Here is a 21,882-nt window from a genome sequence, read left to right on the forward strand (position 1 = left end):
AAGATGCCTCTTTTTAGCCTCGGGCAGGCTTGTCGGACAAAGGATTATTCGGCATGGTATGCATGAGTTTTTCTCAAGCATGGAGGCCTGAATGTCAACCTACCCCGCCCGTAGCCACTTGCCCCTCTATGGCTTGCAAGTCTTTGAGTGTGCCGCCCGCCATCTGAGCTTCACCCTGGCGGCCGATGAACTGTGCGTGAGTCAGGGGGCGGTGAGCAAGCAGATTGCCCAGCTGGAGGAGCGCCTCGGCCATCCGCTCTTCTTGCGCGGGACGCGCTGCCTGAGTCTGACTCCCGCCGCCGAGTGCCTGTTGCCCTTCGTCAGAGAGGGGCTGGCGCGCATGGGAGAGGGGCTCTGCGCCCTGCAGGCCCTGGCCCATGAGAAGGCCATCAGCATCAAGGTGCCCTCCTGTGCCAGCCGCTGGCTGCTGCGCCGCTTGCAGGCATTCGAGGGGGATGAGGTCGAGGTACGGGGCAGCCACAGCCATGGCATCGATTTCTCCCGTGAGTCCTTCGATCTCGCCATCGTCTATCAATCGAGCCAGGCCAGATATCCCCACAGCCAACCGCTGTTTCGGGAGCGTCTGACCCCCATCTGCTCCCCCGCGTTTGCGCAAAAACATGGCCTGTTTGAGCGCCCCATCGAGGATCTTCCCCTGATGCCGCTGCTCCATGCCAGTACGGACAGGCGGGATTGGCGCAACTGGTTTGCGACCTTCCTCGGCACGCCCTGGCAACCCCAGGGGGGGCAGTTGTTCGACACCCTGGACTTGGCGATGAATGCGGCCCTGCAGGGTTTTGGCCTCTCCCTCGGCGATCCCACCATAGTGGCTGAAGAGCTGGAGAGCGGCACCCTGGTGGCGCCGTTCGATTTGGTGCTCGGCACGGATCACGAATATGCCTTGCTGGTGCGCCCCGATAACCAGCGCGCCGGGGTGACCCGGATCAGTCACTGGTTGCAGGACCGTCACCCGTCATCCTGAATATGATCTTCCCATTATTGGATGGGGATGCGTAATAGGTGTCTGTCCGCGAGCGGGGAGGCGATATTCCCCCGCCGTCATGGATGGAAATAACCTGCAGGCCAACTCAATTCAATGGCTCTTTCTTTTTTTTAAATGACTCGCTAAATCAATGCCAGGTTCGCCGGAATTAAATCAGGTGTGCACTTTCAGATGGGTGAACATCTCAATTTCAAGGATTAAATATATTTAACCAGTGTTTATTCCAGTCATAAAAAGAAAACCCCAGACATGTTTGCCTGGGGTTATGGGTTATGGAGTAAGAGGGGCAAGGTTCCCCTCTATCAAGCCCGGTGCACCTTGGCCATGGCGGCATCAGCGGCAGGAACCTCAGGGATGGCCGGTGGGGCGAAGCGTTTGTTGTACAGTGCCGTCAGGATCGGCACCAAGACGGCGGTCACGATGACACAAGTGGCAACCAGGGCGGTGGCCGAAGGAGCGATGGCGGCAAAATCCGGATTCATCTGGGCGATGATCATCGGGTTGGCGACGGCGGCTCCGGCGGTGGAGGAGGCTGCGACACCGGCGGTGCCATTGCCACCGGCCAGCCACTTGTCGGCGAAGATCAGCGGAATGCCAGTGATTACGATGACTGCCAGACCAAGCAGGATGCCGAGCAGGCCGGTGTCGATGATGACCGCAAAGTTGATGGTGTTACCCAGTGCGAACCCGAAGAAGGGGATCAGGGTGCCGGTTGCCTTGCTGAAGAACTCTTTTAGATCCGGATCCAGGTTGCCAAGGGCGAAGCCGATCAGGAAGGGCAGGATCGCACCGACGAAATGGTGGCCCTGGAAGGAGGCGAGCCCGGCCGCCCCCAGGATGACCATGGTCATCAGGGGACCGGATTCGATGGACATGAGCACGAAGGCGCCAGACTCTTCCTTGGTGCCGTACTGGTTCATCAGGCTGGCGTAGAGGCCGCCATTGGTCATGTCCATGGCCGAGACGAGGGCGAGGGTCGAGAGTCCGGCCAGCATGCCGGCCTGGATGCCATGCTCGGGGATGAGTTTGGCGGCGACCAGGGCGACCACCCAGGCGACGGCTATCTTGGTGATGACCAAAACCCCGGATTTACGCAGCACGGTGCCGGTGGCGCGCAGGTTGATGGAGGCACCGATGCAGAAGAACCAGACCGCCAGAATGGGCACAGTCCCCGTGATGATCCCCTTGGTGAAGCCACCATAGTATTCGGCGACACCAGGGGCGAAGGTGTTGAGGGTGGCCCCCAGCAGCAAAGGCACCAGCATGATCCCTCCCGGGATCTTGTCCAACGTTTGTTTGATCTTCATGGCTACTTCCTTGTCGAAAATGGAAATAATGGAATGGGTGGTGTTGGGGCTGGCTTATTGGTTGGCCAGCCAATCCTTGCAGACTTTGAAGACGACTTTCTTGATCCGGGTCGGCTCTTCCTGCTGACAAGTCGGCCGATGCACTTCCCCCGGGTAGAAGATGGCGAAGTCGCCGGCGGCCAGCACGATGCGGGTTGTGAGCTGGTCATCATCCACGAATAGGAGATCCGGCTTGCACGCCTGATAGGGGTGCGGCTGGGTGATGGTGTTGCTGGTGGCGATGACCTCATGACCCGACAGCAGCATCTGAATATCGATGAACTGCTCATGGAATTCGCTCTTGAGCGTATTTTCGGGGGCCGTCATCGGGCTTGAAACAATATAAAAGACGGTGTTGTCCAGGATGTCATACCTGCCGTCTTCCTTATTACTCAACTGCGCAAAGGAACACTCTTCTTTATTCAACAACGCCTTCAGCGGAGCTGGCAGCAGGGCGTTATCAAGGCAGTTCAAATTACCGATGATCATGAGTCGAATATCCTTTCTGACGGAATTACCTGCATTTGCAGGTAGGTAAACCCCCTCTGACGAGAGAGTGGCATGGCAACCAAGGTCGCTTCTGTTCAAGGGCACGCCATCGGTGCCCTCTCGATATTCAGGGGGCTGTCATGGCGGCCGGGGGAATGATGGCCCCACGATGCTGTATGACGGTGCTGGCCAGCCGATGAGCATGGCGAGCGGCGATGGCGACGGCATTGCCGGCCAGTCTGCTGGCGAGGTAGCCGGCACTGAACGAGTCGCCTGCTGCCGTGGTGTCGATCACCCGCTCCCGGGGGAGCGAGACGGCCAGCACTTCGCACTGATGATCCCCCTGGGCGATGAGACAGGGTTCGGCTCCCCGCTTGATGACGATTTCACCGACACCGAGGGCCTGGGTACGCGCCAGCGTCTGGGAGACCTGGCGATCGCCCCACAGGGCAACCTCATCATCCAGGGTCAGGAAGGCAAGGTCGGTCAGGGCCAGCAGGGCGCTATACGCTTGCTGCGCGGCCTCCGGGCTTTCCCACAGGCGCGGACGGTAATTGTTGTCAAAGGCTATCTTCACCCCTTGGGTCCGGCAGAGGGCGAGTTGAGCCAGCAGCGTGGCCCTATCCTGGGGTGAGAGAATGGCGAGGCTGATCCCGCTCAGGTAGATGTAGTCGACATCCTGCAACTGCTGGCAGACAGAGCGGGCGTCCGGCGTCTGCAACCAATAGCGCGCCGCAGCATCATTGCGCCAGTAGTGAAAGGTGCGCTCGCCCTTATCGTCGGTCTCGATGAGATAAAGCCCTGGCAGCTTGTTGGCCATGCGTTGGACCAGGTCGGTGATGATCCCTTCGCGTTGCCACTGGCTCAGCATGGCGTCGCTGATGGCATCCGTGCCGAGGGCACTGACATAGTGCACCGCCAGGTTGGCATTGGTACGGGCCAGATAGACGGCGGTGTTGAGCGTGTCCCCGCCAAAATGGCGCTGGATGCCCGTCTTGTTTTCGGACAACTCGATCATGCATTCGCCGATGACGGCAATCTTGATAGACATGGGACTCTCCACCGTTCTGATGTCGCCATTCTATAAAATGAAATTAATGCATCAAGCATATTGAAATGCCATTTCATTAAATTGTGATTTAACGCAAAAATTATGGAGAGTGGCGCCCAAAGTCACCATCTAATACCTCTTTTGGGTAACTATGCGTTTACCGGATGACACAATTTTCACACCATAAACGGTGAAATGATCGACATCTCATGGCGGCTGGGTGGTCGTTCTGGTGGGGGTTGGCATGCCTATGCCATCGGGAAATTGCAGAGGTAGGAGGCTTGTGGTGAAAAGTGTGCCGTGGTTTCCCGTCATTGGCATCGAGGGGTTTGATGAGAGGGAGCATTGAAGACTGCCAGGCGATGCAGGGCTGGCCTCGGGCAGGGGTTGGCTAGCGAGGATGACGATAAAACCGCGGTGGAATGGCTTTTTATCTGGATTTTATGTGATTTTTTAGCGTAAAGATTGGTGGTATGGAAGTTGGCGATATTTTATATTGGGTTATTGTCACGAGATGCGGGTCAGCCGGGTCGTTAATAAAGATGAGAGTGAGCCGTTATCGACCGTATGAAGGCAGGTAAACCCGCTGGCCCCATGACCAGCGGTAGATGGGGGCGTCGTTCAGCGTTGGCGCGCCTTGAAGCGGGGGTTGCTCTTGCAGATCACGAACAGCTTGCCGCGGCGGCGCACAATCTGGCAGTCGGGGTGGCGTGATTTGGCGGATTTGAGGGAGGAGAGCACTTTCATGATTTTTCCTTGCTTCTGTTCAGGAACTGGCCGAAACGCTGACCGAAGCGGGCCACTTGTCCTTCCTTGCCAACCTGTTTCTGCTTGCCGGTATAGAAGGGGTGGGAGGCGCTGGAGACATCCAGTGTCACATAGGGGTAGGTATTGCCATCCTCCCACAGCTTGGTGCGATCGGTCTTGAGGGTGGAACCGATCAGGAAGTGGGTATTGGTGGTCAGGTCATGGAACAGGACCTGGCGATACTCGGGGTGAATATGGGGGCGCATGATTGTCCTTGTGATGTTATCTTATAACAAATTAATGGTGCGACAGATGAGAATCAATATCAACTCTTTTTTATCGATCCAGGCTCACCCGTGGACGCAGGCTGGGAGGAACAGTGAGGGGCAAGATCCGATCATCAGGGGTTCGCTCGGGGTTCAGTGCATCGATATGAGTGGCGCGTTCCAAAGGCTTTACTTTTTCAAATTACTGTATAAAAATACAGTTAACCATCATGGAGAAGTACCCTATGCGTCTGGAAATCATCATCGACAAGAAACATCAGATCCCCACCTCGACCATGGAGGCACTGCGCCAGGAGCTGCTCAAGCAGCTGGGCGAGAAATTCCCCGACTTGCATGTGCGGGTGGCCCCGGGTAGTACCATGGCGCTGACGGTCAGCCGGGCCAGCAAGGAAGACAAGGAGTTGGCTGAAGCCATGGTGCAGGAGGTGTGGGAGAACGCCGACAGCTGGATGCCGGAAGAGCAGCACGCCTGAGCCTCTAGCACTCAGGCCGAGGCTGTATGACGGTCAGCTTGTGATGACAAAAAAACGCAGCCCAGGCTGCGTTTTTTTGTTGATGGCACAGTGACAAACAAGCCAAAGGATGTGATTTGCTGATTGCTGATTGCTGATTGCTGATTGCTGATTGCTGATTGCTGATTGCTGATTGCTGATTGCTGATTGCTGACGAGCTGACGCAGGGCAGGCTAGAGCCCGGCCCAGCGTTTCAGGCTATCTATCTGCACCCGCTGGTCGGCCTGGGCGATGTCACCGTTGGCCCGCAGGGTCTTGATGGCGGTTGACAGGGCGGCCTGCACCTCGTCCACTGTCATGCCAGAGCGCAAGGCCGGGTGGTAGGCGAGCTTGAGCAGCACGTAATCGAGCCCGGTCGGGAAGCTGTCGATGCTGCGGTCGTTGAAGATGGAGGGGAAGACCTTGTCCGAGTCGTTGGGCAGTCCCATCACCTGGGTGAGCTCCTCCACCACGCAGTCCAAAAAGCGCCCCTTGTCCCGGCTGTAATCCACCGGAATGATGATGGTGGCGCGGGCTATCTCGAAGCGAGGGTTGGTGGCGAAGTTGGCCAGGCAGATCCCCTCCTTGAGGGCGATCTTGACCGAATCCCCCCGGCCTATGGTGCGGCTGGCCCAGCTCGCCATCTGCTGGTGGCGCGTCATGATGAGGGTGAGATTGGGGTTGGTCTCCACCAGTTGGATGGGCTGGCCGGTGATCCTGGCCAGGTGCTGGCTCTGGACTCTGACTACCTCGGCCTGCAGCGGCTTGTCGCCAAATTCGTTGATGAGTTTGAGGCGGATGGGAGCCTGCCAGCGGGAGAAGCGGATCTGGGTCTCATGGCCATATTCGCGTTTCATGGCGACCTCCATGAAGCTCTGAATGAGATACGCATCGCTCTGCCAGCGGGCGGCCGCCTGCAGGGGCAGGCTTGGCATCCAGGCCAGCCAGGCGCTGACAAGCCAGGGCCCCACCAGATGGCGGCCATATCGCCGGAAACGCTGTCGCCATGGGAACATGTTGCCTCCTTGCAACCTGATCAGCCCTTGCTCCGCTCGATGTCACGCCAGGTGAGCCAGAGCCTGAGATCAAACTCCAGTTGATGATAGTCCGGTTCCATGTGCTGGCAGAGCTGGTAGAAGGCCTTGTTGTGATCCTTCTCTTTGAGGTGGGCCAGCTCGTGCACCACGATCATCTTCAGGAAGGCGGGGTGGGCCTCCTTGAACAGGGCGGCGATGCGAATCTCGTTCTTGGCCTTGAGTTTGTTGCCCTGCACCCGGCTGACATAGGTGTGCAGGCCCAGCGCATCCTTGATCACGTTGATCTTGCCGTCGAAGATCACCTTGGAGAGTGGTGCCGAACTCTTGAGGTAGCGGTTCTTGAGATCCATGGTGTAGGCCAAGAGCGCCTTGTCACTCTGGATGAGGTGCGTGTCGGGGTAGCGCTTGGCCAGCACCTCGCCGAGCTTGTTTGCCGCAATCAGCTGCTGCACCTGGGCCTTGAGGGGCTCGGGATAGCCACCGAGATAGGTCAGTTCCGCCATGGTATCTCACTCGTCACATCAAAAATGAGCGCCATTGTAGTGAGGATGCGCCGCTTTGGATACCGCGGCAATGACAAGGGCCGCCCTGATTGCCCAGGGCGGCCCTTGTCATGATGGGGCAGCTCAGCGTCTGCGATAGAGGCCGGGATCCACCTCTTCATAGCGCTCGGTCAGGTACTGATAGAAGGCGAGGCTGGAGGGGGAGCTCGGTTTTTTCAACTCATCGGCGATCCGCTCCGGCTTGGCGATGATGAACTTGGGGGGCTGGCGTTTGAGATCCGCCAATACCCGCTCGCGCACGTCATAGGGCGGATTGACGTTGGCAAAGAACAGGTAGGCAGAGGCGGGCTGGCGATCGGTCCAGAGGTAATATTGCGGCTGGATGCCATCGACCCAGATCTTGTCACTCGGCGTCGTCTCTGCCTTGATCCTGTCGACCCGTACCTGGGCCGGCGGATTGAACGGCTTGCCCTTGAGGTTGCCCTCCCAGGCGTTGTTGAGCAGCAGCGCCAGCATGGCCAGCGAGGCGAGCCAGGGAGTCGCACTGCGCACATCCCAGGCACGCCACAGGGGCACCAGGATCAGCACAGGCAGGGCCCACAGCAGGCTGTTGCCAAGCACCTCCCGCACCCTCTCCAGGGTCCACTCCTTGGTGCTCCAGCCATAGCCGAGCTGCTGGGCCAGCAGCCAGCTGGCGGTCAGCACCACCAGGGAGATGCAGAGCAAACCCAGGGCGTCGGATTGCTGCTCGCTGCGATCCAGCAGGCAGGCGAGCGGCAACAGGGCGAATTGCAGAAAGAGCACGTCATAGTGATCGAACACATGGCCGGAGACCGAGTTGGCCACCAGGGTGAACAGCACCCCGAGCAGGGTGGCGGACAGGGCGGGCAGGTACCACTCCTGCCGGCGGGTCAGCATCAGCACGATGAAGGCGGGCAGCAACATGATGAGGCCGGTGCGCAGCAGGCCGACGCTGCCCACATCCGGCGAGAAGCCGCTGCTGCCGTAGCTGCCCTCGAAGAAGATCCCGAAGGCGTAGTACTGGAACTCGGTCAGGAGGCCATGGTGCTGGAAGTAGGCCAGCAGCGGCCCACCGACGAGGGCGAGCCCCAGCAGGCTGGAGACGAGCAGGGCGAAGGCGCAGCGCCATTGCTCCCGCAGGCACCAGGTGCAGAACAGCACCAGATACCATGCGCCCCAGAAGGCGCCGTTGTTGGTGCGCATCCAGGCGACGATGGCGAAGGTGATGGCCGCCACCAGGGCGGGTCCCCAGCTGAAACGCTTGTCCAGCAGCAGGGTGATGAAGGCCCACTGGGCGATGAGGGCCAGGTGGAACGTCCAGTCCTCGGTCATGTTGCCGTAGTAGTAGCGGGTGCTGTAGAGCGCCAGCAGCGCCAGCATGCTGCCAAGACGGGCCTGCAGGGAGAGCCCGAGCTGGGTGAAGGCCTGCCAGCTGGCGAGCAGCCCGAACCAGCAGAGCACCCATTCCAGCAGCCAGATCCCGAAGAAGCCGCCCATCCCGTAGCCCAGGGCATCAAGGGCAAAGATCATGGGCCCCTTGATGTCGATCATGTCCCGATAGAGCACGCCCCCCTCGCTCCACATCTTGCCCATCACCGCGAACAGCGAGGCGTCAAAGCCCGGCGCCATGCCGTGAAACAGCGGATTGCGCAGGCAAAACAGCAGGGCTATCAGGGCCGTGAGCAGGATAACCAGTGGCTTGAGCCCCGGGTTGTGGCGCTGCGGAGTAAAACGGATGGCGTGATTCATGGGTGACCTGTTCCAGCAGGGAGACGAAAAGCGGGCCTATCTTGCCGAGGCTAGCAGCGCTATGCAATGGGATGAAGGAATGTGCTTGAAATAATTTATAAAAGTCCCGTTTTCAGTCCCTCGCGGGGGGACGGGAAGTGGGGCCAAGTCCTTGCCGAGGGACCTATTTTTTATGCATTTCCGCAGGAATAAATATCGTCCACGCAAATTAATTAACATGTAATGCTGGTTTTGCGAGGAATATATTCGATATTGCGCTTAATAGTTATAGGTATGTGGATTTTTTGACTGCCATGGCAGCCGGGGTCGCCCCGAGTGACAAGGCCCTTTCCCCGCAACGCAAGGAGAAAGGGCCTCGTTTTGTACGGGGTACCCAGGCTAGCCGCCGTGGTACTCCACCAGCTCCGGCAGGGGGGCCAGCACGGGGCGATGACGGGCCCAGCGGCTGAAGGCATCGGCGAGGGTGATGCCAAGTTCCTGATTGTGCTGGGTCAGGGTACGAGCCAGCGCCGTGTAACCCTCTTTGCCGGAGGCGGTATAGGCGCTGGAGACACCGCGATAGACGGTGTTCGCATCGACGGCTTGCCACTGGCCCGGGCTAGGCTCCCACTCCAGCCGGGTAATGCGACTGCCCTTGGGTTGATCTCCCTGATAGCAGAACCGCACCCCGGCGGTATAGGGGAAGCTGCCGTTGCCATTGCCGACGACGCCGTTGTTGGTGGCATTGTCGATGGCGCTCTCCAGCGCCTCCGCCAGCTCATGGCCGTGGACCCGGTAGAGGGTCAGGGGAATGGCGAAGGGGAGCAGCCGTCCGGCGATATCCGCCTCGCTGAGGGGCCCGGCCTCGAGGGAGCTGCGTACGCCCCCTGCGTTGTGCAGGGCGAAATCCACCTGACCCACCTGCTCGCGGGCGGCGCTCAGCATGGCGCTCGCCACCAGCGGCGCGACCTGGCTACCGGCGGGGTAGCTGGCATCGGGCAGGCGCTGGTGATGAAGGGGCGCATCCAGGCGGGTCACCACCCGCTGGGTCATGGTCTCGAGCTCGGGTCGATAGCGTTTGGCCAGATGCTGCTCTATCTCGGCAGCGGGCTCGCAGAAGCAGAGGCCTGCGGGCGCCTCAGAGGCGAACGGCCAGGGCTGCCAGGGTAGCCATTCCAGCTGGCCACGGCTGCGGCTAACCCGGCCTGCGTCATCGAAGGTCAGCTCGCACACCCCGAGGCAGAGCGCGCTGTGGGCGGCGTGCAGGATGGCGACCCCTTCGATCATCAGGGGGTAGTCGCCTTCACTTGTGAGGCCAAGGGGGGTGAGATCCCCCAGCAGGCTGTGGGTATGCCCCCCGATGATGAGGCTGAGCTCGGGGAAGCGCGCGGCCAGGCGCTTGTCCTGCTCAAGTCCGAGATGGCTCAGCAAGATGATGTGGTGGATGCCTTGCACCCGGATCTCTTCGAGGGCCCGGGTGAGGGTCTCCTCGATGCCGTGAAACTGGGTGTGGGGGTCCGGGTTGGCGATGGTCGCCATCTGCGGCAGCGTGATGCCGAGCAGGGCGAAGGGGACGCCGCCGATGAGGCGTTGGTGCCAGGGGCGGCTGGCGTCATACAGATTGGGCAGGCCGCGCAAACGCAGGGGGAGGCCGTCGGGCTCCTGGCTGCTGTCGAGGTTGGCCGTCAGCACCGGGAAGTCGAGTTGGCGCAGGAACTCCACCAAAGGGCCGTTGCCGAGATCAAATTCGTGATTGCCGATCACCATGGCGTCCGGACGCAACCGGCCGAGCAGATCCGCGTTGGCGCGCCCCTTGAAGCGGTTGAAATAGAGGGAGCCCTGGAAGGTATCGCCGCCGTGGAGGAACAGGCACGCCTGGCCTGCCGCCTCGGCCTGCGCACGCAGGCGGTCGAGCCGGGTCAGGATGCGGCCATAGCCGCCGCACTGGGTGCGCCATTCGAATTCGCCAACCGGGAGAAAGCGCATGGGCGCCCCATCGAAATGGGAGTGGCAGTCACTGAAATGGGCAAGTTGAACCGTAATACTCATCTCGGTCCTCCTTAGAGAAAAAAGAGCACCGAGTCTACTCCAGGGGAGGGGGGAGATACCAGCCCGGCGGGCGCCGGGCTGGTGACAGTAGGGCAGTGACTTAGGCGGGAACCAGGATCTGGGTGGCGAGGATCACCACCAGCAGGCCGACGGCCACCGGCAGCGAGGTACGCTTGACCACTTCGAAGGGGGAGAGATTGCCCATGCCCGCACAGGCGACCACCACGCCGGAGACCGGGGAGATGGTGCGACCGAGGTTGGAGGCCTGCAGCATGGGGATGACCAGATAGGCCGGGTTGACCCCGAGGCTGGTGGCCAGATGCGGGATCAGCTCCACGAAGGCGTAGAAGGGGGCATTGCCCGAGCCGGTGGTGAAGGCGGCCAGGGTGGTGATGACCACCAGTACCAGCATGATGACGATGCCGCCGGTGCCAAAGCTCTGGGCCAGATCCAGCAGGTTTGCGATGAAGCCGAGTCCCATCAGGCCCTGGGCGAAGACCCCGGCGCCGACCAGCAGCATGACCACGCCGGCGAAGGCGTCTGCCATGCTGCGCCAGCAGACCTGCAGACCGTCCAGCAGTTCCTTGCCATCGCGCTTGCGCACCAGCTCCAGCAGGGCGGCCAGCACCAGGCAGATGACGATGATGGTGACGATGTCGAGCTTGGGACCGACTTTGCCGTCAAACAGCAGCACCCCGATGATGGGAGTGAAGGGCAGGATGGCGTAGAAGCTGGGGGCATCGGTGATGAGATCGCTCGGGGCGACCGGGGCATTGTGCTCGCCGGACTTCTGATCCAGATAACGCTGCCAGAAGAAGTGGGTCACCGCCATGGCGGCGATGGCCGCGAGGGAGATGGGCAGGGTCAGCTGGAAGGCGAACTCGATGAGCTCCATGTTGGCCGCCTGGGCCGCCATCACCACGTCCCCGGAGGTGGGGGCGAGGATGATGGCCGCCGGGGAGGCGCACACCGCCGCCGCCGCGCCGCGGGAGATCCCCATGTTGACCATGAGCGGGAACAGGGTCGCCATCAGCAGTACCCCGAGACCGGTGGCCGAGCTCACCGCGAGCGACATGGCGCAGGCCACCAGATAGGCGGCGACCAGCAGGATATAGGGGGACTTGATGATGCCAAGCGGCTTGCTGGCGAGTTTCACCAGGATGGTGTTGGCGCCGATGTGGCTCATGTAGCCGGCAAAACCGCACAGCACCATGATCAGCATGCCCAGACCACCGCCACGGTCGACCAGCAGGAAGCGCACGTACTCGAACACGTCAGTGGCTACATGACCGGTGGAGGTGACGCTGGCGGGCAGCACGGCCTTGCCCATCAGGGCGGTGATCGCCAGCAGCAGCAGACCGCCGCTGAGCAGGACCCCGGTCGCCGAGTAGCCTTTGAATATGTAGCGACCCACGGCCAGGGTGACCAGGGTGCCAATGAGGAGTTCCATCATAAAGTAAGTTCCTGAGTACGAATAACGGTGGAGCTGCGTGCCCACGTTGGCGCAGATCTGACCAAATTGGTTAGCCCCGGTAATAAAACGTGCTGATTATTAGCTCAAAAGTAGTATTTTTCTTTGATCTGTCTCCATATCTTTCACATTCAAGCCGTCCCGTCTGACCACCCTTTGTGCACTTGGACCTGGCTCGGGGTGACAGGAGGTGACAGTTGTCCCGAACGCGGGTAATCTCCCATCTTGAATATTAATTCATTGATTCTTAATCGAAATTACGCCGGACTCACAAGGAGCAAGGCAGCGAACAGATGGGACTCTTCAGCAAAGCAGGGATGGCGGCCGTCCTGATGTACGCCGCCTCAATCGGGGCACAACCCTCCCATCATAGCGGTATTCGAGTGGCGCCGGATATAAAGGTCGACTTTCAGTTTTACCGGGTATCCGGTCCCGATGTCGCCAGCCTGATGCGCCAGATCGCCAATCCCGCACCCACCCAGGCGAGCGGTCACATCGGCAAGGCGAGTTATCAGCTCTCCTGGCAGTTGCAGACGAAGCCAACGGCGGCGCGCTGCGAGCTGGAGCAGGCCAGCGTGACCGCCCGCGTCAAGGTGCTGGTGCCGAACTGGATGGACAAGGCGAAGGCGTCCGAGCGCGAACGGCAGAAGTGGGATCGGCTGATGGCGGCCATGTTTGACTACGAGAGCCGTCACAAGGACATTCTGCTGGAGAGCGTGAGCCAGCTTGGCATCCGGCTCGCCCAGTTGCCGGTGACCCGGGATTGCGACGCCCTGCAATATCAGGGGTGGCAGCAGGGGCAGGCGGTGCTGGCGACCACCCGCAGCCGTTTCGCCACCCTGGCGCAGCAGACCGACGGTGGCCGCAAGCTGGGGCTGGTCTGGCGCTGAGCGCTGGCATGGGGCAAAACAGAACGGGCTACCCAGTGGGTAGCCCGTTTTCGTTGGTCATCGGCCGCCAGCCTGAGGCTTGCTTGTTCAGTCGAGGGACTTGCCCTTGAGCAGCTTGCGCACCCAGTAGCGGGCGGGGTGGAGCGCCTCCAGCAGATCGCGGGGCAACGGCAGGGGATCGCCACAGATCTCGCTCGCCACCAGTTCACCGCACAGGGGGGCCGAGCAGAGGCCCCGGGAGCCGAGCGCCCCCAGCACATAGAGGCCCGGGTGGAGGGGCAGGGGAGCGGCATCCGCCGGATGCTGCTGGAGCCCGGCGTAGTGATCCGCCAGACCGGGCAGACGCACCACGGGCCCCGCCACCGGCAGGTGATCCCGACTGGCGCAGCGCACGCCGACCCTGGCCTGGTGGCCACTCACGTCCACTTCGTCCGGCCAGATCTGATCTGGCAGGCAGGCCTGCAACCGGCTGCGGTTCTGGGCCTGCTCCTCGGCGCTAAACCCAAGCTCGGTCTGGTTGCGGCCATAGCTGGCACCGATGCAGTGGGCGCCATCGTGAGCCGGGGTGAGATAACCGTCGTAGCAGAGCACGGTGTTGAGCTGACTGAGGCTGGCCGTGGTCGGCACATGGCTCACCTGACCGCGCACCGGGTAGAGGGGCAGCTCGGCGAAGGGGATGAGGGCGGGCAGACGATGACCGGCGGCGACCACCAGATTGGGGGCCAGCCAGTGGCGGCCGTCATGGCTCGTCACCTGCCAGCCATCGGCCTGTTCATCGACCTGGGTCACCTCGGCGCCATATTCCAGCTGCAGCAAGCCGCTCTGCATGGCGTCGCTCAGCGCCGCCCGGGTCAGGTCCGCCGGGCAGAGCCAGCCCCCCAGGGGATAGCTGACGCCGCCCACGCCGCAGGGCAGGCCGACCAATGGTTCGATCTCGCTGGCCGAGAGGGGGCGCATCAGTTCGGGCGGGAAGGGGCCCTGGCTCATCTTGGCGAGCTTGGCCGCCGACTTGTCGTCATAGCCGAGCTGGGTGACGCCGCACAATGCAAAGGCGATGGGGTGGCGATCGCTCAGGGCCTGCAGCCGGTTTCGGGCATAGCCGAAGGCGAGGGCATAGAAGCGCGACAGGGCGTCATGCTCGCCGTTGAGCAAGGGATAGAGCGCCCCCTGGCGGTTGCCGGAGGCGCCGGTGGCGGGCTCGGCATCGGCGCAGAGCAGGGTGACGGCGCGGCCCCGCTCCACCAAAGAGAGGGCGGTCATGGCGGAGGCGATACCGCCGCCGATGATGAGGGTCGCCCCTTTCCGGCCCGCCGGGCGGGCGTACCAGGGCGCTATGGTGCTGTCCGGGGTCTTCTCTTCCCGCATTCCGGCCAGCATCTCCCGCTTGCTGCCGTGACCTTTCACCTTCTTCATGGCAAAGCCCGCGGCGATGAGCCCCCGGCGCACGAAACCGGCGCAGGTAAAGGTCGCGATGGTGGCGGTGGGACGCGCGAGACGCGCGAGGCCGTCGAACAGATCCTGGGTCCACATTTCGGGGTTCTTGGCAGGCGAAAAACCGTCCAGATACCAGGCATCCACCAGCCCCTCGGCCGGGTGGGGGACCTGCGGCAGCGTCTCCTTGATGTCACCGAGCCAGAGATCGAGGCGTATCCGGCCACCGGCAAACGACAGACGGTGACAGCCTTCGACCGGCAGCGGCCACTGGTCGATGAGGGCACGGCTCAACGGCGCGAGTTCGGGCCAGGCCGCGAGCGCCTTGCACAGATCATCCCGGGTCAGAGGGTATTTTTCGAAGCTGATGAAGTGCAGACGCGGGCAGCGGGCGGGATCGCCTGACTGTTCCAGAAACGCAGCCATTGTCGCCAGAAAGTTAAGACCAGTGCCGAAACCTGTTTCACCAATCACGAAACTGTCACTATCGTGGTGCGAAAATCGCTCTGGCAGCCGATTTTGCTGCAAAAAGACGTAGCGGGTTTCACTTAGACCGTTATCATTGGAAAAGTACACATCCCCGAACTCACTGGAGACTGGAGTTCCCGCTTCATTCCAGTCCAATCGGGCATGATGTAAGGATGTTTGACTCACGTTTTCCTCTGCTCGCGTCATAAAATCGCGGGCATTCTACGTGAAAGCAGACCAGTTTGGCAGCCGAAAGCGGGTAGACTCGGTGCCAGTTTTTCCAGACGAGATGAATTAATGAGAAGAGCAGTGATCACCGGTATCGGCGTCATCTCCAGTATCGGCAACAACAAGGAAGAAGTGCTGGCCTCCCTGCAAGCAGGCAAATCCGGCATCACCTATTCCGAGCAGTTTGAACAGTACAATCTGCGCAGCCGTGTCTGGGGTAACATCAAACTCGATCCGTCTGAACTGATCGACCGTAAAGTCATGCGCTTCATGGGTGACGCTGCGGCCTACGCCTATCTCTCCATGCAGCAGGCCATCGAAGATGCGGGTCTGGCAGAGGATCAGGTTTCCAACGAGCGTACCGGTATCGTCACCGGCTCCGGCGGCGCCTCCGGCAAGAATACCTCGGAGTCTGCAGACATCGCCCGCGAGAAGGGCGTCAAGCGGGTAGGTCCCTACATGGTGCCGCGCACCATGTCTTCCACCACCTCCGCCTGTCTGGCCACGCCGTTCAAGATCAAGGGTGTCAACTACACCATCAGCTCCGCCTGCGCGACCTCTGCCCACTGCATCGGTCACGCTCTGGAACTGATCCAGCTCGGCAAGCAGGACATCGTCTTCGCCGGCGGCGGCGAGGAGCTGGACTGGTCCTCCACCATTCAGTTTGACGCCATGGGCGCTCTCTCCACCAAGTACAACGACAACCCGGAAAAAGCCTCCCGCACCTATGATGCGGATCGCGATGGCTTCGTCATCTCCGGTGGCGGCGGCATCCTGGTGGTCGAGGAGCTGGAACATGCCCTGGCCCGTGGCGCGCACATCTACGCCGAGATCACCGGTTACGGTGCCACTTCCGACGGCTACGACATGGTGGCCCCGAGCGGTGAAGGCGCGGTGCGTTGCATGAAGATGGCGATGCAGGGTGTGGGTCAGGTGGATTACATCAACACCCACGGCACCTCTACCCCGGTGGGTGACACCAAGGAGCTGGAAGCGATCCAGACCCTGTTTGGCAGCAATGCCCCCAAGCTCTCCGCCACCAAGGCCATGACCGGGCACGCCCTGGGCGCCGCCGGTGTGCACGAGGCCGTCTACTCCCTGCTGATGCTCAAGCACGGCTTCATCGCCCCCAGCATCAACATCGAGAATCTGGACGAGAAAGCCGTGGGCCTGCCCATCGTGCGCGAGTACGAAGCGGCTGATCTCAACACTGTCATGTCCAACAGCTTCGGCTTCGGCGGAACCAACGCCTCCCTGGTGTTCAGCAAGTTCAAGGCTTGATGAACTAGCCATCCTGGCGAGACAATCGAGATAGAAAAAGGCGCCGCAAGGCGCCTTTTTTATGGCCGATCGTCAGTGTTCAAACCGCACTGCTGCCGGGAAAAGTACGCTGGCGTACACACCGGGTTTGCTTGCTGTCGTTCACGCCACGCTTGGCGCTGCCAGCGGCAGTCGCATATAGACGGCACCCTCACCATATTCCGCTAGGCACTTGTCGGTGGCGGCGGGCAGGAACCCCTGCTTGCGCCAGAAGGCCGGCGCGTCTTGCACCGCCACCAGACCCGCATGTGCGAATCCCTCTTCACTGGCGAAGGCGAGGGCGGTGGCAAGCAGCCGCTGCCCCACCCCGATGCCGCGCGCTTCACCCGAGACGGCGAGATCGTGCAGATAGAACTCCTCATCCCCTGCCAGTCGCTGCATGGCGATCGAGAGGGGTGGGGGCCGCCTGGCACGCCAGGGGTGACAGAGCAGGTAACCGAGCACCTTGCCCTGGCGCTCGGCAACCCAGCAGCATGCCGGCGCCAGCGCGGACTTGTTCTGCATCACGTCGAGAGGCTCGGGATCGAACTGGTGATAGCACTCGTGCTGGATCTTCATGATGGCGGGCCAGTCGGGAGCCCGGATGGCGCGGATGTTAATCATAACCTTTAACGCTGCAGTAGTGACTCAAACCATGAGGGAGGCCCAGACTAGCACAAGGCGCTGATTAATTGAACAGGGGTGGTCTATATGACGCCCATTCACTCAGCGAGCGGCTTCCTTGCTCACGACCTTGATCAGCTGGTAGCGCAGGGAAGAGGCATCGGCCGGCACATCGGTCAGCTTCTCCTTGGTGACTTCCAGTTGATAGTTGTAGCCAGGCTCGAAGGTGAAGCCCTCGATCTGCTGGTAGAAGAAGCTCCAGCTCTCGCCGGGCTGGCTGCGTACCTGCATGCACTTCATGGGGGCGACACCGACGCAGTCGGCCAGCTGGCTCTTGATGTAGAGGGTCTCGGTGGGCGGGGTGCTCTGGCAGGCACTGAGCAACAGGGCGGAACAGAGTATCAGGGGGGCTTTCATCAGGGTCTCTCCTTTTGGCGAAAGGGCGCGATTAAAGCGGTAAATGAAAAGGCGGTCAATGACCGCCTTTGTAACAATTTTTATCAGCGATGAATTCAGCGCTGATCCAGGGGGACGAATTCCCGCTGGGGCTGACCGGTGTAGAGCTGACGGGGACGGCCGATCTTCTGATCCGGATCCGAGTGCATTTCGTTCCAGTGGGCAATCCAGCCGATGGTACGGGAGATGGCGAAGATCACGGTGAACATGGACATGGGGATGCCGATGGCCTTCATGATGATGCCGGAGTAGAAGTCCACGTTCGGGTAGAGCTTCTTCTCGATGAAGTAGGGGTCGGAGAGCGCGATGCGTTCCAGCTCCATGGCCACATCCAGCAGCGGATCCTTGATCTGCAGCTCCTGCAGCACTTCGTGGCAGGTCTGACGCATCACGGTGGCGCGGGGATCGTGGTTCTTGTAGACCCGGTGACCGAAGCCCATCAGACGGAAGGGATCGTTCTTGTCCTTGGCCTTGGCAATGAACTCGGGGATGCGATCGACCGAACCGATCTCTTCGAGCATCTTGAGGCAGGCTTCGTTGGCACCGCCGTGGGCCGGACCCCACAGGGAGGCGATCCCGGCGGCGATACAGGCGAACGGGTTGGCACCGGAGGAGCCCGCCAGACGCACGGTGGAGGTGGAGGCGTTCTGCTCATGATCCGCATGCAGGGTGAAGATGCGATCCATGGCGCGTTCGACGATGGGGTTGACCTTGTACTCTTCGGTCGGCACGCCAAACATCATGTGCAGGAAGTTGCCCGCATAGGAGAGGGCGTTGCGCGGCTGCATGAACGGCTGACCGATGGAGTACTTGTAGCACATGGCGGCCAGGGTCGGCATCTTGGAGAGCAGACGGAAGGCGCAGATCTCGCGGTGCTCCTCGTTGTTGATGTCGAGGGCATCGTGATAGAAGGCGGACAGGGCGCTGACCACGGCGCACATGACGGCCATGGGGTGAGCGTCACGACGGAAGCCGCGGAAGAAGAAGGCGATCTGCTCGTGCACCATGGTGTGGCGGGTGACCAGACGTTCGAAGTCCGTGTACTGGGCCTTGGTGGGGGCCTCACCGTAGAGCAGGATGTAACAGACTTCGAGGTAGCTGGCCTGGGTGGCCAACTGGGCGATGGGATAACCACGGTGCAGCAAGACACCCTGATCCCCGTCGATGTAGGTGATGGACGATTTGCAAGATCCGGTGGCCATGAAGCCCGGGTCAAAGGTGAAGTACCCTTGAGCACCCAGTTTTCTGACATCGATGACATCGGGTCCGACAGTCCCGGACAGGATCGGCAGTTCTACCGGCTCTTTTCCGGGCAAGTGTAGGGTGGCTATTTTATCAGCCATAGCACGTCTCCTTTGCTCTTTATAATTTGGTTCCAGTCCTACTTTATTACGACTTTCATAACGCTGGCAAAGGTTGTTACCCGTACCACGGCGGCTGGAGCGCCTTATTTGAACCAGAGATCGATAGCTTTGTCAATTTTACTGGATGATCATTAATGAGTTGTTAAAGCTGTTGTGGGATCTGGTTTACGGTTTTGGGTTTTCTATGTAGCTAATTGATTGTCATTGGTTAAGGCCGCCGATATACTGCGCCACGTGGGTGATGGTCGTCGGTGTTTGAAACGCTTTCGCAAAGCCAGATGTGATATTGAAAATGTTATTTTTGGCTTTCCTGAGTTGTTTTGGTAACAAAAACCTAACAAATGCCACTCCTAGCCCTCAAAGCGTGTAAAAACAATAACTAACGTGCTCAATGGAGCTGAGTGGGCAAAGCCGTGAAAAACAAACAGAGACCTGTAAACCTCGACCTACAGACGATCAGCTTTCCTGTCACCGCCATCGCTTCCATCTTGCATCGTGTCTCAGGGGTCATCACCTTTGTGGCGCTTGCCATCTTGCTGTGGATGCTTGGTACTTCACTCGCCTCTCCCGAAGGATTTGAAACGGTCGTTGCCATCATGGACAACTTCCTGGTCAAGTTCGTGCTGTGGGGGATCCTGACTGCGCTGGCTTACCACATCGTGGGCGGTCTGCGTCACCTGGTCATGGACATGGGGCATTGGGAAGAGCTGGAATCCGCGAATCAGAGCGCCCGGGTGGGCTTCGTGATCACCGCGATTCTGGCCGTATTGGCGGGGGTACTGGTATGGTAACCAATTCTGCAACTTTCGGGCGCAGCGGTGTTCATGACTACATCCTGATCCGCGCCACCGCCCTCATCATGACGGCCTACGTCCTCTATCTGGTGGGTTTTGTCGCCCTCAATGACATCACCTACGAGGTGTGGACCGGCTTCTTCGCCAAAACCTTCACCAAGGTCTTCACCCTGCTGACGCTGGTTTGCGTCCTGATCCACGCCTGGATCGGTCTGTGGCAGGTGCTGACCGACTATATCAAACCGGTGGGACTGCGCGGTGCACTGCAATTTGCACTGGTGGTGGTGCTGTTTGTCTATCTGATGACTGGTTTCGTCGTGCTGTGGGGTGTGTAAGGTGACTATTCCAACTCGTGAATTTGATGCGGTCGTGATTGGTGCCGGTGGCGCCGGTATGCGCGCCGCGCTGCAGATTGCCCAATCCGGCAAGAGCTGCGCACTGCTTTCCAAGGTTTTCCCGACTCGTTCCCACACCGTTTCCGCCCAGGGCGGGATCACGGTCGCCCTGGGCAATGCCCATGACGACAACTGGCAGTGGCACATGTATGACACCGTCAAGGGCTCCGATTACATCGGTGACCAGGAAGCGATTGAATACATGTGCAAGACGGGCCCGGAAGCCGTCTATGAACTGGAGAACATGGGTCTGCCCTTCTCCCGCTTCGACAACGGCGCCGTCTATCAGCGCCCGTTTGGTGGTCAGTCCAAGAATTTCGGTGGCGAGCAGGCGGCCCGTACCGCGGCTGCGGCCGACCGGACCGGCCATGCCCTGCTGCATACCCTGTATCAGCAGAACGTCAAGAACAAGACCACCGTCTTCTCCGAGTGGTATGCGCTGGATCTGGTGAAGAACCAGGACGGTCACGTCGTCGGCTGCACCGCCATCGACATGGAGAGCGGTGAGGTCGTCTACTTCAAGGCCAAGGCCACGGTGCTCGCCACCGGTGGCGCCGGTCGCATCTACCAGTCCACCACCAATGCCCACATCAACACCGGTGACGGTGTCGGCATGGCGCTGCGCGCCGGTGTGGGCGTGCAGGACATGGAGTTCTGGCAGTTCCACCCGACCGGCATCGCCGGGGCAGGGGTGCTGGTCACCGAGGGTTGCCGCGGTGAAGGCGGCTATCTGCTGAACAAGGACGGCGAGCGCTTCATGGAGCGTTATGCGCCGAACGCCAAGGATCTCGCCGGTCGCGACGTGGTGGCTCGCTCCATCATGATCGAGATCCGCGAAGGCCGTGGCTGCGACGGTCCCTGGGGCCCGCACATCAAACTCAAGCTGGATCACCTGGGCAAAGAGGTACTGGAATCCCGCCTGCCGGGGATCTGCGAGCTGTCTCGCACCTTCGCCCACGTGGATCCGGTCAAGGAACCCATCCCTATCATCCCGACCTGCCACTACATGATGGGCGGCGTGCCGACCAGCGTGAACGGCCAGTGCCTGACCCAGGACAAGGACGGCAACGACGTCCCCGTGGTCGGTCTGTTCGCGGTGGGGGAAATTGCCTGCGTCTCCGTACACGGCGCCAACCGTCTGGGTGGCAACTCCCTGCTGGATCTGGTGGTGTTCGGTCGTGCCGCCGGCATGCACCTGGTGGAGACCCTGGGCGAGATGGAACATGGCCGCGAGGCCAGCGAGGCCGAAGTCGCCAAGGCCCTTGAGCGCTTCAACCGCTGGGAAGCCAACCGTGACGGGGAAGACCCGGCCCAGATCCGTAAAGATCTGCAGCGCTGCATGCAGAACAACTTCTCCGTATTCCGGGAAGGGGATGCCATGGCAGAAGGGCTGGCCGAGCTGAAACTCATCCGCGAGCGCCTCAAGAACGCCCGTCTGGACGACACCTCCAAGGAGTTCAACACCCAGCGCATCGAGTGCCTGGAGCTGGACAACCTGATGGAGACGGCCTATGCCACCGCGGTGGCGGCGAACTTCCGTACCGAGAGTCGCGGTGCCCACAGCCGCTTCGACTTCCCGGATCGCGACGATGAGAGCTGGCTGTGCCACAGCCTCTATCACCCGGACACCGAGTCCATGACCCGTCGCGCTGTCAACATGTCTCCGAAAACCCGTGAGGCATTCCCACCCAAGGTGCGGACTTACTGATT

General features: G+C 60.7%; 21 protein-coding genes. 7 read left to right on the forward strand and 14 right to left on the reverse strand.

Features of this window, described 5'->3' with window-relative positions; all coding sequences use genetic code 11:
* Positions 1-91 precede the first annotated feature (91 nt).
* Positions 92-982, forward strand: a complete 891-nt coding sequence (locus tag ACW5W7_RS03040; protein WP_456500731.1) for a LysR family transcriptional regulator — start codon at positions 92-94, stop codon at positions 980-982.
* 323 nt (positions 983-1,305) lie between these two features.
* Here the strand turns inward: ACW5W7_RS03040 and kdgT are convergent, their stop codons facing one another.
* From kdgT to ACW5W7_RS03065, 5 genes are all read right to left on the reverse strand, one after another.
* The gene (gene kdgT / locus ACW5W7_RS03045; protein ID WP_456500732.1) at positions 1,306-2,310 is read right to left on the reverse strand and encodes a 2-keto-3-deoxygluconate transporter; all 1,005 of its coding nucleotides are present in this window, start codon (positions 2,308-2,310) and stop codon (positions 1,306-1,308) included.
* Positions 2,311-2,364: 54 nt separating this feature from the next.
* Positions 2,365-2,838: a YhcH/YjgK/YiaL family protein gene (locus tag ACW5W7_RS03050; RefSeq protein WP_456500733.1), complete on the reverse strand. Its 474-nt coding sequence runs from the start codon at positions 2,836-2,838 to the stop codon at positions 2,365-2,367.
* Positions 2,839-2,965: 127 nt separating this feature from the next.
* A complete protein-coding gene (gene kdgK / locus ACW5W7_RS03055) occupies positions 2,966-3,889 on the reverse strand; it encodes a 2-dehydro-3-deoxygluconokinase (protein ID WP_456500734.1) in 924 nt (307 codons plus the stop codon).
* A 621-nt stretch (positions 3,890-4,510) separates the two neighbouring features.
* Positions 4,511-4,636, reverse strand: a complete 126-nt coding sequence (ykgO, locus tag ACW5W7_RS03060) for a type B 50S ribosomal protein L36 (RefSeq protein WP_005300174.1) — start codon at positions 4,634-4,636, stop codon at positions 4,511-4,513.
* Positions 4,633-4,902 (reverse strand): type B 50S ribosomal protein L31, encoded by a 270-nt coding sequence (locus tag ACW5W7_RS03065; protein WP_434667610.1) that lies wholly within the window; start codon positions 4,900-4,902, stop codon positions 4,633-4,635. The genes ykgO and ACW5W7_RS03065 overlap by 4 nt, the downstream gene beginning before the upstream one ends.
* 245 nt (positions 4,903-5,147) lie before the next feature.
* Between ACW5W7_RS03065 and ACW5W7_RS03070 the strand changes: the two genes are divergently transcribed.
* Positions 5,148-5,396 carry a DinI family protein gene (locus ACW5W7_RS03070; protein WP_349922000.1) on the forward strand — a complete coding sequence of 83 codons (249 nt, stop codon included), beginning with the start codon at positions 5,148-5,150 and terminating at the stop codon, positions 5,394-5,396.
* 212 nt (positions 5,397-5,608) lie between these two features.
* Here ACW5W7_RS03070 and ACW5W7_RS03075 read toward each other — a convergent pair whose 3' ends face one another.
* The 5 genes from ACW5W7_RS03075 to dcuC all read right to left on the reverse strand — a co-directional run bounded on the left by ACW5W7_RS03075 (position 5,609) and on the right by dcuC (position 12,205).
* Positions 5,609-6,349 (reverse strand): DUF2927 domain-containing protein, encoded by a 741-nt coding sequence (locus ACW5W7_RS03075; protein ID WP_456500872.1) that lies wholly within the window; start codon positions 6,347-6,349, stop codon positions 5,609-5,611.
* A gap of 101 nt (positions 6,350-6,450) precedes the next feature.
* A complete protein-coding gene (locus tag ACW5W7_RS03080; protein WP_349922001.1) occupies positions 6,451-6,954 on the reverse strand; it encodes a M48 family metallopeptidase in 504 nt (167 codons plus the stop codon).
* Positions 6,955-7,077: 123 nt separating this feature from the next.
* Positions 7,078-8,724 (reverse strand): hypothetical protein, encoded by a 1,647-nt coding sequence (locus tag ACW5W7_RS03085; RefSeq protein WP_456500735.1) that lies wholly within the window; start codon positions 8,722-8,724, stop codon positions 7,078-7,080.
* A gap of 378 nt (positions 8,725-9,102) precedes the next feature.
* Positions 9,103-10,752, reverse strand: coding sequence for a bifunctional metallophosphatase/5'-nucleotidase (locus ACW5W7_RS03090; protein ID WP_456500736.1), 1,650 nt, complete (start codon positions 10,750-10,752; stop codon positions 9,103-9,105).
* A gap of 100 nt (positions 10,753-10,852) precedes the next feature.
* Positions 10,853-12,205, reverse strand: coding sequence for an anaerobic C4-dicarboxylate transporter DcuC (gene dcuC / locus ACW5W7_RS03095; protein ID WP_456500737.1), 1,353 nt, complete (start codon positions 12,203-12,205; stop codon positions 10,853-10,855).
* A gap of 311 nt (positions 12,206-12,516) precedes the next feature.
* Here dcuC and ACW5W7_RS03100 point away from each other — a divergent pair, with 311 nt between their 5' ends.
* On the forward strand, positions 12,517-13,113 hold the full coding sequence (locus ACW5W7_RS03100; RefSeq protein WP_456500738.1) for a DUF922 domain-containing protein: 597 nt from the start codon (positions 12,517-12,519) through the stop codon (positions 13,111-13,113).
* Positions 13,114-13,200: 87 nt separating this feature from the next.
* On the opposite strand, the gene mnmC is transcribed toward ACW5W7_RS03100, so the two are convergent.
* Entirely contained in the window at positions 13,201-15,219 is a 2,019-nt protein-coding gene (gene mnmC, locus ACW5W7_RS03105; RefSeq protein ID WP_456500739.1) for a bifunctional tRNA (5-methylaminomethyl-2-thiouridine)(34)-methyltransferase MnmD/FAD-dependent 5-carboxymethylaminomethyl-2-thiouridine(34) oxidoreductase MnmC, read from the reverse strand.
* Positions 15,220-15,309: 90 nt separating this feature from the next.
* On the opposite strand from mnmC, the gene fabB reads away from it, so the two are divergent.
* Complete coding sequence (gene fabB, locus ACW5W7_RS03110; protein WP_349922007.1) at positions 15,310-16,521, forward strand: beta-ketoacyl-ACP synthase I; 1,212 nt, start codon at positions 15,310-15,312, stop codon at positions 16,519-16,521.
* A gap of 141 nt (positions 16,522-16,662) precedes the next feature.
* Here fabB and ACW5W7_RS03115 read toward each other — a convergent pair whose 3' ends face one another.
* From ACW5W7_RS03115 to ACW5W7_RS03125, 3 genes are all read right to left on the reverse strand, one after another.
* Positions 16,663-17,163, reverse strand: a complete 501-nt coding sequence (locus ACW5W7_RS03115) for a GNAT family N-acetyltransferase (RefSeq protein WP_456500740.1) — start codon at positions 17,161-17,163, stop codon at positions 16,663-16,665.
* 102 nt (positions 17,164-17,265) lie between these two features.
* The gene (locus tag ACW5W7_RS03120; RefSeq protein ID WP_349922009.1) at positions 17,266-17,580 is read right to left on the reverse strand and encodes a DUF4377 domain-containing protein; all 315 of its coding nucleotides are present in this window, start codon (positions 17,578-17,580) and stop codon (positions 17,266-17,268) included.
* Between the two features lie 95 nt (positions 17,581-17,675).
* Positions 17,676-18,962, reverse strand: coding sequence for a citrate synthase (locus tag ACW5W7_RS03125; RefSeq protein WP_349922010.1), 1,287 nt, complete (start codon positions 18,960-18,962; stop codon positions 17,676-17,678).
* A 422-nt stretch (positions 18,963-19,384) separates the two neighbouring features.
* Between ACW5W7_RS03125 and sdhC the strand changes: the two genes are divergently transcribed.
* The 3 genes from sdhC to sdhA are packed head-to-tail and all read left to right on the forward strand — an operon-like array spanning position 19,385 to position 21,880.
* Positions 19,385-19,774, forward strand: coding sequence for a succinate dehydrogenase cytochrome b556 subunit (sdhC, locus tag ACW5W7_RS03130; protein ID WP_349922011.1), 390 nt, complete (start codon positions 19,385-19,387; stop codon positions 19,772-19,774).
* Positions 19,768-20,112, forward strand: coding sequence for a succinate dehydrogenase, hydrophobic membrane anchor protein (sdhD, locus tag ACW5W7_RS03135; RefSeq protein WP_349922012.1), 345 nt, complete (start codon positions 19,768-19,770; stop codon positions 20,110-20,112). Before sdhC ends, sdhD begins: the two co-directional genes overlap by 7 nt.
* Before the next feature lies 1 nt (position 20,113).
* Entirely contained in the window at positions 20,114-21,880 is a 1,767-nt protein-coding gene (sdhA, locus tag ACW5W7_RS03140) for a succinate dehydrogenase flavoprotein subunit (RefSeq protein WP_456500741.1), read from the forward strand.
* Positions 21,881-21,882: the final 2 nt, after the last annotated feature.

It is taken from the genome of Aeromonas intestinalis, from assembly GCF_054052485.1.